Source organism: Bacillus sp. FSL L8-0099, from assembly GCF_038006385.1.
In the GTDB taxonomy this organism is placed as follows: Bacteria; Bacillota; Bacilli; order Bacillales; family Bacillaceae_G; genus Bacillus_A; species Bacillus_A toyonensis.
Genome location: NZ_JBBOVC010000001.1, coordinates 5,051,530 through 5,067,668, shown reverse-complemented (window position 1 = coordinate 5,067,668; position 16,139 = coordinate 5,051,530). Strand labels below are relative to the sequence as shown.

General features: G+C 37.5%; 20 protein-coding genes and 2 pseudogenes. 14 read left to right on the top strand and 8 right to left on the bottom strand.

The features are described from left to right. Positions 1 to 14: 14 nt before the first annotated feature. From hprK to MHH42_RS25960, 12 genes are all read left to right on the top strand, one after another. The gene (gene hprK / locus MHH42_RS26015) at positions 15 to 944 is read left to right on the top strand and encodes an HPr(Ser) kinase/phosphatase (RefSeq protein WP_001127251.1); all 930 of its coding nucleotides are present in this window, start codon (positions 15 to 17) and stop codon (positions 942 to 944) included. A gap of 24 nt (positions 945 to 968) precedes the next feature. Continuing rightward, positions 969 to 1,781 (top strand): prolipoprotein diacylglyceryl transferase, encoded by an 813-nt coding sequence (lgt, locus tag MHH42_RS26010; RefSeq protein WP_000924230.1) that lies wholly within the window; start codon positions 969 to 971, stop codon positions 1,779 to 1,781. A gap of 67 nt (positions 1,782 to 1,848) precedes the next feature. Continuing rightward, positions 1,849 to 2,499 (top strand): pyrophosphatase PpaX, encoded by a 651-nt coding sequence (ppaX, locus tag MHH42_RS26005; protein WP_001166732.1) that lies wholly within the window; start codon positions 1,849 to 1,851, stop codon positions 2,497 to 2,499. Positions 2,500 to 2,516: 17 nt separating this feature from the next. Further along, the gene (locus MHH42_RS26000) at positions 2,517 to 3,023 is read left to right on the top strand and encodes an acyltransferase (RefSeq protein ID WP_001255056.1); all 507 of its coding nucleotides are present in this window, start codon (positions 2,517 to 2,519) and stop codon (positions 3,021 to 3,023) included. A 145-nt stretch (positions 3,024 to 3,168) separates the two neighbouring features. After that, positions 3,169 to 4,680: a tetratricopeptide repeat protein gene (locus MHH42_RS25995; protein WP_340894556.1), complete on the top strand. Its 1,512-nt coding sequence runs from the start codon at positions 3,169 to 3,171 to the stop codon at positions 4,678 to 4,680. A gap of 85 nt (positions 4,681 to 4,765) precedes the next feature. Next, entirely contained in the window at positions 4,766 to 5,722 is a 957-nt protein-coding gene (gene trxB / locus MHH42_RS25990; RefSeq protein ID WP_001288066.1) for a thioredoxin-disulfide reductase, read from the top strand. 162 nt (positions 5,723 to 5,884) lie between these two features. Then, a complete protein-coding gene (locus tag MHH42_RS25985) occupies positions 5,885 to 6,691 on the top strand; it encodes a DUF368 domain-containing protein (protein ID WP_340894553.1) in 807 nt (268 codons plus the stop codon). A gap of 230 nt (positions 6,692 to 6,921) precedes the next feature. Then, the gene (locus MHH42_RS25980; RefSeq protein WP_001190080.1) at positions 6,922 to 7,380 is read left to right on the top strand and encodes an NUDIX hydrolase; all 459 of its coding nucleotides are present in this window, start codon (positions 6,922 to 6,924) and stop codon (positions 7,378 to 7,380) included. Between the two features lie 20 nt (positions 7,381 to 7,400). Next, positions 7,401 to 8,282: an RNase adapter RapZ gene (gene rapZ / locus MHH42_RS25975; RefSeq protein ID WP_000138467.1), complete on the top strand. Its 882-nt coding sequence runs from the start codon at positions 7,401 to 7,403 to the stop codon at positions 8,280 to 8,282. 3 nt (positions 8,283 to 8,285) lie between these two features. After that, positions 8,286 to 9,239, top strand: coding sequence for a gluconeogenesis factor YvcK family protein (locus MHH42_RS25970; protein ID WP_097837648.1), 954 nt, complete (start codon positions 8,286 to 8,288; stop codon positions 9,237 to 9,239). A gap of 89 nt (positions 9,240 to 9,328) precedes the next feature. Continuing rightward, the gene (whiA, locus tag MHH42_RS25965) at positions 9,329 to 10,279 is read left to right on the top strand and encodes a DNA-binding protein WhiA (RefSeq protein ID WP_000006570.1); all 951 of its coding nucleotides are present in this window, start codon (positions 9,329 to 9,331) and stop codon (positions 10,277 to 10,279) included. Between the two features lie 23 nt (positions 10,280 to 10,302). Next, on the top strand, positions 10,303 to 10,551 hold the full coding sequence (locus MHH42_RS25960; RefSeq protein WP_000250298.1) for an HPr family phosphocarrier protein: 249 nt from the start codon (positions 10,303 to 10,305) through the stop codon (positions 10,549 to 10,551). 410 nt (positions 10,552 to 10,961) lie between these two features. On the opposite strand, the gene clpP is transcribed toward MHH42_RS25960, so the two are convergent. From clpP to MHH42_RS25920, 8 genes are all read right to left on the bottom strand, one after another. Further along, entirely contained in the window at positions 10,962 to 11,543 is a 582-nt protein-coding gene (clpP, locus tag MHH42_RS25955) for an ATP-dependent Clp endopeptidase proteolytic subunit ClpP (RefSeq protein ID WP_001049156.1), read from the bottom strand. Positions 11,544 to 11,784: 241 nt separating this feature from the next. Further along, positions 11,785 to 12,654, bottom strand: coding sequence for a DUF421 domain-containing protein (locus MHH42_RS25950; RefSeq protein WP_340894549.1), 870 nt, complete (start codon positions 12,652 to 12,654; stop codon positions 11,785 to 11,787). 20 nt (positions 12,655 to 12,674) lie between these two features. Beyond that, positions 12,675 to 12,881 carry a DUF1657 domain-containing protein gene (locus MHH42_RS25945; protein ID WP_000215895.1) on the bottom strand — a complete coding sequence of 69 codons (207 nt, stop codon included), beginning with the start codon at positions 12,879 to 12,881 and terminating at the stop codon, positions 12,675 to 12,677. 11 nt (positions 12,882 to 12,892) lie between these two features. Further along, positions 12,893 to 13,243, bottom strand: coding sequence for a stage V sporulation protein AE (gene spoVAE, locus MHH42_RS25940; RefSeq protein WP_000575919.1), 351 nt, complete (start codon positions 13,241 to 13,243; stop codon positions 12,893 to 12,895). Next, a complete protein-coding gene (spoVAD, locus tag MHH42_RS25935; RefSeq protein WP_000938947.1) occupies positions 13,240 to 14,256 on the bottom strand; it encodes a stage V sporulation protein AD in 1,017 nt (338 codons plus the stop codon). The genes spoVAE and spoVAD overlap by 4 nt, the downstream gene beginning before the upstream one ends. Then, on the bottom strand, positions 14,257 to 14,733 hold the full coding sequence (gene spoVAC, locus MHH42_RS25930; protein WP_000095411.1) for a stage V sporulation protein AC: 477 nt from the start codon (positions 14,731 to 14,733) through the stop codon (positions 14,257 to 14,259). 28 nt (positions 14,734 to 14,761) lie between these two features. After that, on the bottom strand, positions 14,762 to 15,250 hold the full coding sequence (locus MHH42_RS25925; protein WP_340894545.1) for a YhcN/YlaJ family sporulation lipoprotein: 489 nt from the start codon (positions 15,248 to 15,250) through the stop codon (positions 14,762 to 14,764). A 106-nt stretch (positions 15,251 to 15,356) separates the two neighbouring features. Continuing rightward, positions 15,357 to 15,563 carry a DUF1657 domain-containing protein gene (locus MHH42_RS25920; protein WP_000216160.1) on the bottom strand — a complete coding sequence of 69 codons (207 nt, stop codon included), beginning with the start codon at positions 15,561 to 15,563 and terminating at the stop codon, positions 15,357 to 15,359. 203 nt (positions 15,564 to 15,766) lie between these two features. Here MHH42_RS25920 and MHH42_RS25915 point away from each other — a divergent pair. Then, a pseudogene (locus tag MHH42_RS25915) lies at positions 15,767 to 15,944 on the top strand (ABC transporter ATP-binding protein). Between the two features lie 51 nt (positions 15,945 to 15,995). Next, positions 15,996 to 16,052 (top strand): annotated as a pseudogene (locus MHH42_RS32470) (YxeA family protein); the annotation flags it as partial. Between the last annotated feature and the right edge of the window lie 87 nt (positions 16,053 to 16,139).

Sequence of the window (16,139 nt, the reverse complement as noted above, 5' to 3'; positions counted from 1 at the left end):
GGAGGTTTATACATATGCCAAAAGTAAGGACAAAAGATTTAATTGAACAATTTCAATTGGAGTTAATAAGTGGTGAAGAAGGAATTCATCGTCCGATTGATACAAGTGATTTATCACGACCTGGAATTGAAATGGCAGGATTCTTTACATATTATCCAGCTGATCGCGTGCAGCTTCTTGGAAAAACGGAGCTTACGTTCTTTGATACGTTAACGACAGAGCAAAAACAAGAGAGAATGAAAGCGCTTTGTACCGAGGAGACGCCATGTATTATTATAACTCGTAATCAAGATGTACCAGATGAGTTATTACAAGCATCACGTGAATCAGGCATGCCTTTATTACGTTCTTCTCAAACGACAACGAGATTATCAAGTCGTTTAACAAATTATTTAGAAGGTAAGTTAGCACCAACAACTGCTGTTCATGGTGTATTAGTGGATATTTACGGTGTTGGTGTTTTAATTACAGGTCAAAGTGGTGTTGGTAAAAGTGAGACAGCTCTTGAACTTGTGAAGCGTGGCCATCGCCTTGTTGCGGATGATAGTGTAGAAATTCGCCAAGAAGATGAAGACACATTAGTAGGAAGCTCACCAGATTTAATTGAGCATTTATTAGAAATTCGTGGTCTAGGTATCATTAACGTTATGACGTTATTTGGTGCAGGGGCAGTGCGAAATTATAAGCGTATTACACTTGTTATTAATCTTGAAATTTGGGATCAAAAGAAAAATTATGATCGCTTAGGTCTTGATGAAGAGAAGATGAAGATTATTGATACAGAACTTACGAAGATTACACTTCCAGTTCGTCCTGGTCGAAACTTGGCTGTTATTATTGAAGTGGCAGCGATGAACTTCCGTTTGAAACGTATGGGAGTCAATGCGGCACAACAGTTTTCTGAACGATTAATGAGTGCGATTGAGTTAGGGAATCAGGAGTAAACTTTGGAGAGGGAGGTCATACATATGCTGTTAGGTTCTGTACCACAGCTTGACCGCGTAGCCATCCAACTTGGGCCGTTTCCTGTTTATTGGTATGGGATTATTATCGGTACAGGTGTGCTATTAGGTCTTTGGCTAGCAACTCGTGAGGGAGAAAGGCTAGGTATTCCAAAAGATACATTTGTTGACCTTGTATTAATTGCAGTACCGATCGCTATTCTATTTGCGAGAATGTACTATGTTATTTTTGAATGGGAATATTACGCGCAAAATCCGAGTCAAATTATTAATATTCGTCAAGGTGGCTTGGCGATTCATGGTGGTTTAATCGGGGCTGTTATTACAGGTATTCTTTTTGCAAAACGACGCGGGCTTTCATTCTGGAAGTTGGCGGATATTGCTGCGCCGAGTATTTTATTAGGACAAGCAATTGGCCGATGGGGAAACTTTATGAACCAAGAGGCGCATGGTGATGAAGTAACGAGACAGTTTTTAGAAGGTCTTCATTTACCAGATTTCATTATTAATCAAATGTATATCGAGGGTGTGTATTATCACCCGACGTTTTTATATGAATCATTATGGAATTTTGCAGGTGTCATTTTATTACTCGCACTACGAAAAGTGAATTTACGACGCGGGGAATTATTCTTTACATATTTAATTTGGTATTCAGTAGGGCGCTTCTTCGTAGAAGGCTTACGTACAGATAGTTTAATGCTAGGACCACTTCGTATTGCACAAGTAATGTCAATTGGACTTGTTGTTATTTCTATTATTTTCATTATTGTGAGACGAAAAATGGGGCAAGCTGATAAAAGATATTCAGAAAATTAGAGACAAGTAGCATCTTATTATAAGATGCTGCTTCTTTCATATTCAGGAAAGCGAAAGGACTAGGGCGATGCAAATAAATACAGTGTTATTTGATTTAGATGGAACTTTAATTAATACAAACGAACTTATTATTTCTTCTTTTTTACACACTTTAAATACATATTATCCAGATCAATATAAGCGTGAAGATGTGCTGCCATTTATCGGTCCATCTTTGCATGATACTTTCAGCAAGATTGATGAAAATAAAGTTGAAGAGATGATTACATGTTATCGTCAATTTAACCATGAGCATCATGATGAATTAGTAGAAGAATATGAAACTGTATACGAAACAGTTCAAGAGTTGAAAAAACAAGGTTATAAAGTTGGTATTGTTACAACGAAAGCGAGACAAACCGTTGAGATGGGATTAAAGTTGTCAAAGCTTGATGAGTTTTTTGATGTTGTCGTGACAATTGATGATGTGGAACATGTGAAGCCACATCCAGAACCACTTCAAAAAGCGCTCGAGTTATTAAATGCGAAACCAGGAGAAACAGTGATGGTTGGGGATAATCACCATGATATTGTCGGCGGACAAAATGCGGGTACGAAAACAGCTGCGGTTTCATGGACGTTGAAAGGTAGAGCGTATCTAGAATCTTACAAACCAGACTTTATGCTAGATAAAATGAGTGATTTACTGCCGATTTTGTCCGGTATTAACCGATCATAAGTAGAGGAGAGGATTAAGTGCGACGGACAACGCGCTATCCTGTTTCAGGAGAGAATTCATTATGGAATGTGTATAAAACCGTGTCTTTTTGGAAGGTAATGAAAAACTTTATTATTATTCAAATTGCACGTTACACACCATTTTTATCTGTGAAGAATTGGTTATATCGTACGTTTTTAGGAATGAAAGTAGGAGAAAAAACATCATTTGCACTTATGGTTATGCCCGATATTATGTTTCCCGAAAAAATCACTGTGGGTGACAATTCAATTATCGGATACAATACAACGCTTTTAGCGCATGAATATTTGATTCGTGAATATCGACTTGGAGAGATTGTCATAGGAAATGAAGTGATGATTGGAGCGAACACGACAATCTTACCGGGGGTAAGGATTGGAGATAGCGCCATTGTTTCGGCTGGAACACTTGTCCATAAAGATGTACCGAGCGGCGCTTTCGTAGGTGGAAATCCAATGCGTATTATTTATACGAAAGAGGAAATGGCGGCTCGAGAAGGTTGATGCTAAAAATGTAACATTTCTTTTCTTTTTTTATGAATAAAAAGGAAATAATTGAGTATAATATACTGTTTTGTTTTTTACGGAATCGTTTATACTTATAGATAGAAGAATGTGTGAGCGAAGAAAACAAAAAACTGGAGGATATATGGGGAAAAATCAAAGGATATATAAGGAGAACGGACAAGTTATCTCTTTTAACCAATTAGCGGACTTCTTTTATAAAAAAGGGATGAGGGCTTACAAAGGGCAAAAATTGCAAGATGCAATTAAATATTTTCGAAGAGCGGCACAAAGCGAGAAGGAGCCGTTTATTTTATGCCAATTAGCAATAGCGTTATCTGAGGCTGGTGAATACCAAGAGTCGAATCAGATATTTCTAAAGCTTGCTAGATCCAACCCTGAACTTGAACAATGCTATTATTTTATTGCAAATAATTATGCATATATGGGTTTATTTCAACAAGCGAAGAAGTATGCGGATCGATATTTAGAAGTTGCGAAAGAGAAGGAATTTGTAGAAGATACATTAGAATTGCTTGAGATTATGGAAGAAGAAGCAATGGGTGCGGAAGAGATTGAGGATGAAGATGATTTAATTGTTATGCAAGAAGAGGCAAATCGTTATATTCGTAATGGACAATTAGAAGAAGCAATTGCTACATTAGAAATTGTTACGAAAGATTATCCGGAATTTTGGTCGGGTCATAATAATTTAGCCATCGCACATTTTCAATCTGGTAATGTAGACAAAGCGTTGAAATTAACGGAAATGATTTTAGAGAAAAATCCTGGTAATATACATGCGCTTTGTAATACGCTTATTTTTCTATATTCAATTGGGGAACATAAACAAGTAGAAGCATTAGCGGGACAGCTAGTTTCAGTATATCCGATTTCATTTGAACATCGTTTGAAACTTGGAACGACCCTTGCAACAATTGGTTATTTCGAGCATGCATATAAGTGGTTCAAAGTATTAAAGCGTCAAGGATATGAGGGAGACGTAAGTTTTTATTATTGGTTTGCGTATTCTGCGTATATGGTGAAAAATCAGCAAGTAGCTGAAAAAGTGTGGCAACATGTAGTAGAATTGCACCCTGATAAAAAAGGAAAAGAGCCGTGGAACGCACTAAATTTAGCGGATGAAGGGCAAAACGTGTTGTTTGAAGAATTACAAAAGTCATTTCAGCAAAGTGCGACGCTAGAGGAGCAAATGCTAGCTTTATATTTAATGAATGAATTGTCAACACCAGAGAAGGTCGGATTCTTTTTTGATGTAACGCAAGTGAAAAATGGTGTTCCAATTGTATCGCAACTTGCAAAGTATTTCTTTTTACTTAATAGTCATAAAGGTATTCCTGCTGATTTACAGCAATTTGAACAATGCGCGCGAATCGCGGACGCATTATATAATTATACGAAAAAGGACGATGAACTAATCGAAGAGTGTTTACACTTTTGGTTTTGTACGTTCATACGTTTATATACATCCGGGTCTGTTTTTACAAACGTGTACGGTTGGTCGGCGGCAATTGAATATATTGTGCGCGGCGAACAAGGAAATAAGATGACACAGTCGGAGCTTGGAGATGTATATAATGTATCTGTAGCGACTGTTCGAAAGTATGTGCAAGCTGTTAAGCGTACGCACACATAGTATAAGCAAATCATTGGGAAAAAAATGATGCTAACAGTATAATGAGGGTAACTTAATTGTGTAGGAATGGATAGGAGTGAATGGTGTGTCAGAAGAAAAAATTTATGATGTCATTATTATTGGTGCAGGACCAGCTGGTATGACAGCTGCAGTATATACATCTCGTGCGAATTTAAGCACATTAATGCTTGAGCGTGGTATTCCAGGTGGCCAAATGGCAAACACAGAAGATGTAGAAAATTATCCAGGTTATGAGTCTATTTTAGGACCAGACTTATCAAATAAAATGTTCGAGCATGCGAAGAAATTTGGTGCTGAATATGCATATGGTGATGTGAAAGCAGTCATCGATGGTAAAGAATATAAAACAATTATTGCTGGTAAAAAAGAATATAAAGCACGTGCAATTATCGTTGCAAGCGGTGCAGAATATAAAAAAATTGGTGTGCCAGGTGAAACAGAGCTTGGCGGCCGCGGTGTATCATATTGTGCAGTATGTGATGGGGCATTCTTTAAAGGAAAAGAACTCGTTGTTATTGGAGGCGGAGATTCAGCTGTTGAAGAGGGTGTGTTCTTAACGCGCTTCGCATCAAAAGTAACAATCGTTCACCGTCGTGATACTCTTCGTGCACAGAAAATTTTACAAGATCGTGCATTCCAAAACGAGAAAGTGGATTTCATTTGGAATCACACTATAAAAGAAATTAATGATGCAAATGGTAAAGTAGGAAGTGTAACACTTGTAGACGTAAATAGTGGAGAAGAGAAAGAAGTAAAAACTGATGGCGTTTTCGTATACATCGGTATGTTACCTTTATCAAAACCATTTGTTGAACTAGGTATTACAAATGAAAATGGTTACCTTGAAACGAACGAGCGTATGGAAACGAAAGTTCCTGGTATTTTCGCAGCAGGTGATGTTCGTGAAAAAATGCTTCGTCAAATTGTAACGGCAACAGGTGACGGTAGTATTGCTGCACAAAGTGCACAACATTACGTAGAAGAATTATTAGAGGAATTAAAAACTGTAACAGAAAAATAAGGGGTAATACTCCTTTTGAGAAGAAAGCTACCGATAGGAGCTTTCTTTTTTTATGTAAAAATGTCAAAGTTTTGTCAAAAACAATTAGGATTATAAGCTTTCTTATTGATATACTGGACTTTACGGAAAAAATCACTATAAGAAATGAGGAATTTATTCAGTATGGAATGGCGTAATATATATCGTGGATTTTGTATGGGAGTTAGTGATTTAATTCCTGGTGTGAGCGGCGGTACAATCGCTGTAGTGTTAGGGATTTATGAACAATTGCTTGCGGCAATTAGCGGGTTCTTTAGTCGTGAATGGAAAAAACATTTAGGATTTTTAATTCCCCTTGCAGCTGGTGTGGTGGCAGCGTTTTTAACGTTAAGTCACGTTATTAAATATTTACTTGCAAATCATTATGAACCGACTCAATTTTTCTTCCTCGGTTTAATTATTAGTATATTACCGATGTTAATGAGAGAAGCTGATGCAAAGGCGACGTTTAAAGGTAAGCACATCGCTTTATTAATAATTGCAGCTATTCTTGTTGCGATAACAGCGTTCTTTAAGCCAGATAAGGCAGCAGATCCAATTACGACGTTAACAATTTTAAATGCAATCGGTTTATTTTTCGCAGGATGGATGGCTAGTATGGCTATGCTCCTTCCTGGAATTAGCGGATCGTTTATTTTATTAATTATTGGTGTTTATCCAACGGCAATTAACGCTTTAACTACACTTAATTTACCATTAATTATGGTTATTGGTGCTGGTGTTATGGTCGGATTTGTTGTAAGTAGTAAAGGAATTAGCTTTTTATTAGATCGTTATAAAAATATGACATTTGCAGTAATTATTGGACTTGTTATCGGTTCGATTGTAATTGTTTTCCCTGGTATTCCAACTGGCGGATTTTCAATTGTAAGTTCGATCATTACCTTCATTTTAGGATTTACGATTGTTACTTATTTCGGTAAGAAATAAAGAATGTAATCCCCTTAGCGATAAAAATCGTTAAGGGGATTTTTATGTGTGATTCATTGTAATTGCAAGCATTTAGATTGCTTGTTATAGAAAGCTTTTTTACAATTGTTGAGGACTATGTGTTTAGCGAAAGAGGACTGGCTCCTTCGTTGTAGCAAACTGTTTTTGATAGTATAATGAAATGAGTATGCAGTGATAAATTTTGCTGCAAGTAGCTGAGGTGAAGAAACATGCAAAGAGTGACAAACTGTGTGTTAATTAGAGATAATGAAGTACTCTTACTCCAAAAACCTCGCCGAAATTGGTGGGTTGCACCAGGCGGGAAGATGGAGCGTGGTGAGACAGTAAGAGATTCCGTTGTTCGCGAGTATCGTGAAGAAACAGGTATTTATTTAAAGAACCCAGCGTTAAAAGGGGTCTTCACCTTTGTCATCCAAGAAGGTGATAAAGTTGTTTCTGAATGGATGATGTTCTCCTTTTTAGCGACAGATTTTGCAGGAGAAAACAAACTAGAGAGCGAAGAAGGCATCATTGGTTGGCATACATTTGATAAGATTGATGATTTAGCAATGGCGCCAGGAGATTATCACATTATTGATTATTTAATTAAAGGGAATGGTATAATCTACGGTACATTTGTATATACCCCAGATTTTGAGCTGCTTTCATATCGATTAGATCCGAGTTAAATTGCCAAGGAGAGGATACGATGACAGAGAATAATGATATAAAAATGGTGATTATTACAGGAATGTCTGGAGCCGGAAAAACAGTAGCTTTACAAAGTTTTGAAGATTTAGGATATTTTTGTGTAGATAATTTACCGCCGATGTTATTGCCGAAGTTTATTGAGCTTATGTCGGATTCAAAAGGGAAAATGAATAAAGTAGCGCTTGGCGTTGATTTACGTGGCCGAGAGTTTTTCGAACATTTATGGGGAGCGCTTGATGATTTATCAGAACGTACATGGATTATTCCTCATATTTTATTTTTAGATGCGAAAGATAGTACGCTTGTAACTCGTTATAAAGAAACGAGACGTTCGCATCCGCTTGCGCCGACTGGTTTGCCGTTAAAGGGAATCGAAGCGGAGCGTAGTTTATTAACAGATATGAAGGCACGAGCGAATATTGTGCTTGATACATCGGATTTAAAACCGAAAGAATTACGTGAAAAAATTGTTCATTTGTTTTCTACTGAAACTGAGCAAGCATTTCGTGTAAATGTTATGTCCTTTGGATTTAAGTACGGTATTCCAATTGATGCAGATTTAGTATTTGATGTTCGTTTTTTACCAAATCCATATTACATTCCACATATGAAGCCATTAACAGGACTAGATGAAGAAGTTTCGTCGTATGTACTGAAATTTAATGAGACACATAAGTTTTTAGAGAAACTGATAGATCTCATTACTTTCATGCTGCCTCATTATAAAAGAGAAGGCAAAAGTCAACTTGTAATTGCAATTGGATGTACAGGTGGACAGCATCGTTCTGTTACGCTTACAGAGTACCTTGGGAAACATTTGAAACCAGAGTATAGCGTTCATGTATCTCATCGTGATGTGGAGAAGAGAAAGGGCCATTAGGGGATGAAAAAAGAGAGAAAACCTAAAATTGTCATCATGGGAGGAGGAACTGGACTCTCTGTTTTATTAAGAGGATTAAAGCAATATCCTGTTGATATTACAGCAGTTGTTACAATCGCTGATGATGGTGGCAGTTCAGGTAGATTACGTGATGAGCTAGAAATTCCACCCCCAGGTGACATTCGTAACGTACTTGTTGCACTATCGGATGTAGAGCCCCTGGTGGAAGCTTTATTTCAGCATCGTTTCACAACGGGAGACGGACTGAAGGGTCATGCGTTAGGAAATCTATTATTGGCAGGTATGACCTCGATTACAGGAGATTTTTTTCATGCAATTACAGAAACGAGTAAAGTATTAAATGTCAGAGGACGTGTATTACCAGCAGCGAATCAAAGTGCAGTACTGCATGCGGAACTAGAGGATGGAGAAATTGTAACAGGTGAATCAAAGATTCCGTATTTCGGAAAGAAGATTAACCGTGTCTTTTTAACTCCAGAAGACGTAGAGCCGTTGCATGAAACGTTAGCTGAGATTAAACGAGCTGATTTACTTGTTTTCGGTCCAGGAAGTTTGTATACGAGTATATTGCCGAATTTAGTTGTTAATAAAATTGGGGACGCTGTTCTTGCTGCAAAAGCAAAGAAGGTATATGTATGTAATGTTATGACACAAGCGGGTGAAACGATGGGGTATACTGCGTTTGATCATGTGCAGGCGTTACATGATCATTTAGGGCAACCATTTATCGATACTGCAATTGTAAATAATCGTGATATTCCTTGTGAATTACGCAAGTTATACGAGGAAGAAATGTCGACACCAGTTGTAGTGGATGAAGAGCGTTTTGCTGAAAATAATATTGATGTCATTCAAGATAGATTAGCGAAGTATGATGAGCGTGTTGTAAGGCATGATACGTTAAAGTTAGCTTCTATTTTATATTCACTGTTATAAATGTGCGTTACCTCGTTTTGAGGTAACGCTCCTCATTCATATAGGACAAGATTTTTGTTCCATAATAATCGTATAAGGAGGTGTTGACTGTGTCATTTGCATCGGAAACAAAGAAAGAGTTGACGAATCTTGAGGTGAAGGAATGCTGTGAGAAAGTAGAATTATCAGCATTACTTCGAATGAACGGGTCGCTTTCTTTTTCAAATCGTCGTCTATCTATCGATATTCAAACGGAAAATGCGGCAATTGCAAGAAGGATTTATACGCTTTTGAAAAAAGGATATGACGTAACGGTAGAATTACTTGTTCGTAAAAAAATGCGATTGAAGAAAAATAATGTATATATTGTGCGGCTTGTTGAGAAGTCTCGTGAAATATTAGCAGATCTCCATATTGTCCGGGACGACTTTTCATTTATTCGAAATATATCACAAGAATTAATTGAGAAGAAATGTTGTAAACGATCGTATTTACGAGGTGCATTTTTAGCAGGTGGTTCAGTAAATAACCCAGAAACATCATCTTATCATTTAGAAATCTTTTCGTTATATAAGGAACATAATGATGCTATATGTGAACTGATGAACGGATTTGATTTAAATAGTAAGACGTTGGAAAGAAGAAAAGGGTACATTACGTATTTGAAAGAAGCAGAAAAAATTACGGAATTTTTAAATATTATAGGTGCTCATAACGCACTTTTAAGATTTGAAGATATTCGAATTGTTCGTGATATGCGTAATTCAGTGAATCGACTAGTGAACTGCGAAACAGCTAATTTAAATAAAACAATTGGTGCAGCGCTAAGGCAGATTGAAAATATCCGCTATATTGATGAGTCAGTTGGTCTAGATATTTTGCCAGATAAACTAAGAGAAATTGCGCAACTACGAAGAGATTATCAAGATGTAACATTGAAAGAGTTAGGTGAGATGGTATCCGGGGGGAAAATTAGTAAATCGGGTATTAATCATCGTTTGCGTAAAATCGATGATATTGCAGAGAAATTACGCGCGGGGGAAACGATAGCAAAAAAATAAGAGGTTAAAGGGGAAATGGAGCTGTGGTTCAAAAACAGGTTAAAGTTTCATTAAAAAACGGCTTGCAAGCACGTCCGGCTGCGTTGTTTGTACAAGAGGCAAATCGCTTTCATGCAGATATCTTTATCGAGAAAGATGGAAAGACAGTAAATGCAAAGAGCATAATGGGGATTATGAGCTTAGCAATCGGAACTGGTAGCATGATAACAATTACAACAGAAGGTTCAGATGCAGAAGAGGCTTTAGAAGCATTAGCTGCATATGTACAATAAAATGGCTATCGCGCATGTGCGATAGCTTTTTTGTTTTTGCTGTTTACTTAAGGGGAGTTTGCGGGATAGGGGGTATGTAGCTGGTTTGTCCTTGTCGTAGATTGTCGGTAAATCGATATGTTGTGTCGAACCGTTGATATATTAAAAAAATCGTTGATATAATTTGAGTTTTGTTCGATATAATTGAAAAATCGTTGATATATTTAGGGGGATACCAGGATGGGTATACAGACGGAGGGCATGATAATAAAAAAGCGCCCTGTAATAGGGCGCTTCTGCTTTTAAGTGTATCCAGCTCCGGCGGCTAGAATCTCCGGTCGCTTCGCCCCTTCATTCGAGGCAAAAGGGCCTCGGATGAAGGGGTTCCAACTTCCTCCTGTTCTAAACGAGCCGCTTCCGCTTTAAATCTATTAACGATTTGTAAAGATCTTATCAATTAAGCCGTATTCTAAAGCTCTTTCTGCTGTCATGAAGTTGTCGCGGTCTGTGTCGCGTTGTAGTACTTCAAGTGGTTGACCTGTGCGGTCAGCAAGAATTTGGTTTAATTTTTCACGTAAGAATAGGATACGTTTTGCAGCGATTTCGATTTCAGTCGCTTGACCTTGTGCTCCGCCAAGTGGTTGGTGAATCATTACTTCACTATTAGGAAGAGCGAAACGTTTTCCTTTTTCACCTGCTGCAAGTAAGAATGCACCCATAGATGCAGCCATACCGATACAGATTGTTGATACTTGTGGTTTAATAAACTGCATTGTATCGTAAATTGCCATACCTGCTGTGATAGAACCACCAGGGCTATTGATGTAGATGTGAATATCTTTTTCTGGATCTTGAGATTCCAAGAATAAAAGCTGGGAAACAATTGAGTTAGCTACGTTGTCATCAATTGCACTACCAAGCATAATGATGCGGTCTTTTAATAGTCGAGAGTAAATATCGTAAGCGCGTTCTCCACGATTTGTTTGTTCAATTACTGTAGGAATTAAATTCATCTGTTATTTCCTCCTTCTAAAGCTTTCTTAGTCTTATAATACAATTATGGTCAATAAAGGTCAAACGAAACCACTTTAAATCAAAAAAATATGTAGTTGTACCATGAAATATTCGCTATGTTTTTGAAATTCCCTGCTTATGTATCTTCAACATCATAACCGAATTACATAAATTTAAACGTCATGAAAACTGTAGAAAAAAAGAAAAGAACGCCTTTTGATTGAAGCGTTCTTTCGATATTTATTCTTTTAAAAGATAGGTTACTCTATTTAAAATCTTTTCGATTTGTTTCGCGTTTTTACTATACATTTCGCTTGCTGATTTCGATTTTGTTTCTAAAGAAAATAGCTCAAGATCAGCATGACATTTTTTTAAAGATGCCAATAATAAAGGTTTGTTTTGAGGAGAAGGCATTTGGAGTTTGTCATTATAAATGTCGATAGTAAGTTGCCCGTACGAGTCAACTTGACCGAGAAAAACATTTTCAATGACAACGCCGAGCTTTTCTAATTCTGAATGTAGCCAAGCGCGGTTATGCCCGCTTGATGACAGAGGTTCATCTAGTACATTTCCATCCATAATAACAGTTTGTGGTTCCTTCTCGTTTGGTACTTTTAAACCTACGTCTTTTGCTGTAAGTGGTTGGCGATCTTTCTTTAATAATACATTTAATTCACCGCTCGGTTCTAGTACAGCAAATTCAATATCCGCTACGCTGAATGCATTTTTTCCTCGGAGTAGTTCAAGTAATTCGTCACTTGTATATTTTTCTTTCTTTAAGTTATCTTCAAGTATTTTTCCATCTTTTATTAATACGGTAGACTTCCCTTCAAAAAAATCTCGAGCTGTTTTGTTCTTTAAAGAGAGGATTCCTGTGAAAAAGGGTACCGCAGCAAAAATGAGTATCGCAAAGACGCCATGGAAAAACTTTTGATCGAGCCCTGTAGATACTTGGGCAGCGATGTCACCAATCGTCATTCCAGCTATGTATTCAAAAAAGGAAAGTTGGGAGATTTGTCTTTTCCCTAACCATTTTGTAATAGCGAATAACATGATTAATATAAAAACAGAACGGAGAATGACAAGTGTCCATTCAGGTAGGTGAGACATAGCGATTTCCTCCAGTCTGCTTAAAACCCTTTATATTGAGGTTCTTCACGTTCTAATACTGAAACTCTATCCTTAACATCAGCGATGACGCTGTCCATTTCTAACATACATTCATGAAATACGCGTTTTGATTCTTCATCCTGTGAATTTAATGAAAGGGAACTTAAACTTGCTTGAGCACCCCTTAAACTAGCAAGACAAGTTTTTACGCTAGCGATAACAGTCATGCAAACACCTCTTATCCTTTCGGTTTAAATAGTAATGCTCCAATGAAGCCGAAAATAATCGCTGCGGATACACCTGCGCTCGTTACTTTAAACATACCAGTAATTACGCCGACGATTCCATGTTTTGCAGCTTCTTCCATCGCGCCGTGAACGAGGGCATTTCCAAAACTTGTAATAGGTACAGTTGCCCCAGCTCCGGCGAAATCAATTAGTGGTTCATACAAATTGAATCCGTCTAATATAGCTCCAGCAACAACGAGTGTTGCCATTGTATGAGCTGGTGTTAGTTTGCCGACATCAAACATAAGTTGTCCAATTACACATATAAGTCCACCGATTACAAAAGCCCAGAAGAAAATCATTGCGTTGCACCTCCAAATTCAATCGAAACGGCGTGGGCGATACACGGAATCGTTTCTTCTTGTTGGAATGTAAGTGGAGATAGTAAAGCGCCTGTCGCAACGACAAGTATTTTTTTGAATTCTCCTCTTTTCATTCGGTTTAATAAGTGACCGTATACGACTGTCGCTGAACAGCCTGGACCACTTCCGCCGGCTATTACAGGTTGACCTTCTCTATAAATGAGTAGTCCGCAGTCTTGAAATTGTTCACTCGTTACTTCTGTTCCATGTTTATGTAGTAAGTCATAAGCAATTTCGCGTCCAACATGTCCGAGGTCGCCTGTTACGATTAAATCATAGTGAGATGCATCAAGATTTCTTTCTCTTAAATGAGCTTCAATTGTATCGACAGCAGCAGGGGCCATTGCACCTCCCATATTAAATGGATCAGTTAATCCCATATCAACAATGCGCCCAATTGTGGCGGAAGTTACTCTTGGGCCATGTCCTGTATCGCTTAAAATAGCTGCGCCCGCACCAGTTACTGTCCACTGGGCCGTAGGAGGTTTTTGACCACCATATTCAGTTGGATAACGAAATTGTTTTTCCACGGCAGCGTTATGGCTTGAAGCTCCAGTTAATAAATATTTTGCGCCTTTTGCATTTACGATACTTGCACCGAGCGCTAAACCTTCCATAGAAGTAGAGCAAGCGCCAAATAATCCGAGATAAGGTGTGCCAAGTGTGCGGCATGCAAAGCTAGTAGGCGTAATTTGGTTAATTAAATCTCCAGCGAGAACGAATTGAATATCATCTTTCCTAAGTCTCGCTTTTTCTGTAGCACGGCTACAAGCTTCTTCAAACAAAATTTTATGTGCTTTTTCGTAGGAATCTTGTCCGAGCCATAAATCTTCATGAAGGGTATCGAAGTCTTCAGGGATTTTTCCCTTTGCCTCAAAGGGGCCACCGATTACACCTGTTGAAATAATAACTGGTTTGTTTTCGAATACCCATGTTCGGTGTCCTTGTAACATTTATAACCCTCCCCATTGAACGAGAATCGTTTTAATAAGTGCGATGACGAAAGCGGAAAATACGCCAAATAAGATGACTGATCCTGCTAGTTTAAACATGTTACCACCAACGCCGAGAACGAATCCTTCTGTACGGTGTTCAATACATGCGGCAATAACAGAATTACCAAATCCAGTGACGGGAACTGCGGTACCAGCACCAGCAAATTGTCCAAGGCGATCGTAGACGCCAAATCCCGTAAGTAGCATGGAGATAAAAATAAGAGTTGCAACGGTAGGGTTCCCGGCAGAGCGCTCAGTGAAATCAAAATACGTAATATAAAAGGTAGAAATCAGTTGGCCTATTAGACAAATGAATCCGCCGACGAAAAAAGCTTTTATACAATTTTTTAAAACGGGGCGCTTCGGTTCGCGCTGTTGTTCGAATTTTTTATATTCTTGTTGTACAGGTGTTAAGTTTTTATCTTTACTAGACATTTGAATCCTTCCTTCTCTATTAGAAAGCTTAAATATTAGATCCCATTTCTGATTGAATGAGCTTCAATTGTTTTTTGATGCCGTCGTTACTTACTTTCTTTTTCTTAATTTTGTTTTCAAGTTCTTCTATGAGCATAAAGATCTTTTTGTCTGTACTTACATGAATATCAAAAGTAGGATTTTCATCACTTAGTTTCTTTTTTAATTTACTTCGTAAAGGTTTTAAACCAAATCTTTCGTGATGTTCAGGTTTGATGGCTATGTAAAGATCTAAATTTGTATTAACTGCGGTAGCTTCTATAATTCCCTCCATAGCAAGAGCTCTTTTCTTAGCGTCTTGCGATATAGATTGATTAAAGGATTCTGTACTCATTTTTGTTAATTTAGGACCTTTTTTCTCATCTGTTCGCTTCGATTCTTCTTTCTTTACCTTTTTATCTAACGGGCTATTATCACATCCGGTAAGTGAACCGAATAGCAGCATAAATAACGCGGTTATGATTCCGAGTTTTCGCATTATAATCATTCCATTTCTATCTGCATTATGTAATGTGAGAAAAAGGATGATTGCATATCACCCTTTTTCTCACATTGTGTACCATTAGATGAAATGGTACTTTCGGTTATTGCTGTGAATATTGTGGTTCTTCTTGTTGGACTTCTTCAACGCGTGGGTTTAAAGAATCAATAATAGTTTGCGTTTGCTCTGCAGCTGTTTGGAAAAGTTGCTTTGCTTGTTGGTTATCCGTATCAAGAGCGAATCCCTCTAAGCTAGCTTGTGCACTTTTTAATCCAGAAACAGTTTGCTTTAGTTTTGTAATTACAGTCATTGAATGAAGCCCCCTTTGGAATATCAATTCAAAGTTTATAATTTGTGAGTTGAGGTGAATTTATGTTTGGAAAATTTAGGTGTATTACACGTGTAGATTACAATTTTGTAATGAATACGTAAGGGTAAGCGATAGTGGAAAAACTTTTTCTCATAGAATAAAGAATGTAAAGCAAGTTAAAAGGATATGTTAAGGAGAGGAAAATGGGTTTAATTGGGATTTTTTATATTAGTTATTGGTGTGGCAAGCTTTTCTCATAATGAGGTGATTGATAGATATAATCCGCTTGTGAAAGAAGACTTTGTATATGTAAAAGCGAAAGAATCCGGCCGATTATCCACAGTTGGAGAGGTAGCTGGAGACTATAAATTTACTGGTTAATCCGCTTCGGGTGAAGAAAGAGATGTTAAGTTTTATGCGCCGCGTGGACTTAGAGAAGGGGCATATGTAAAGGTTAAAACAAAAGGTGAATATATTGAAACATACTAAGAAGTACAGCCAAATTAAATTCCAAAAGGGATTAAAAAGAAACTAGATAAATAAGATGGTTAAGAATTGCCTCCTAAATGTAGAAAT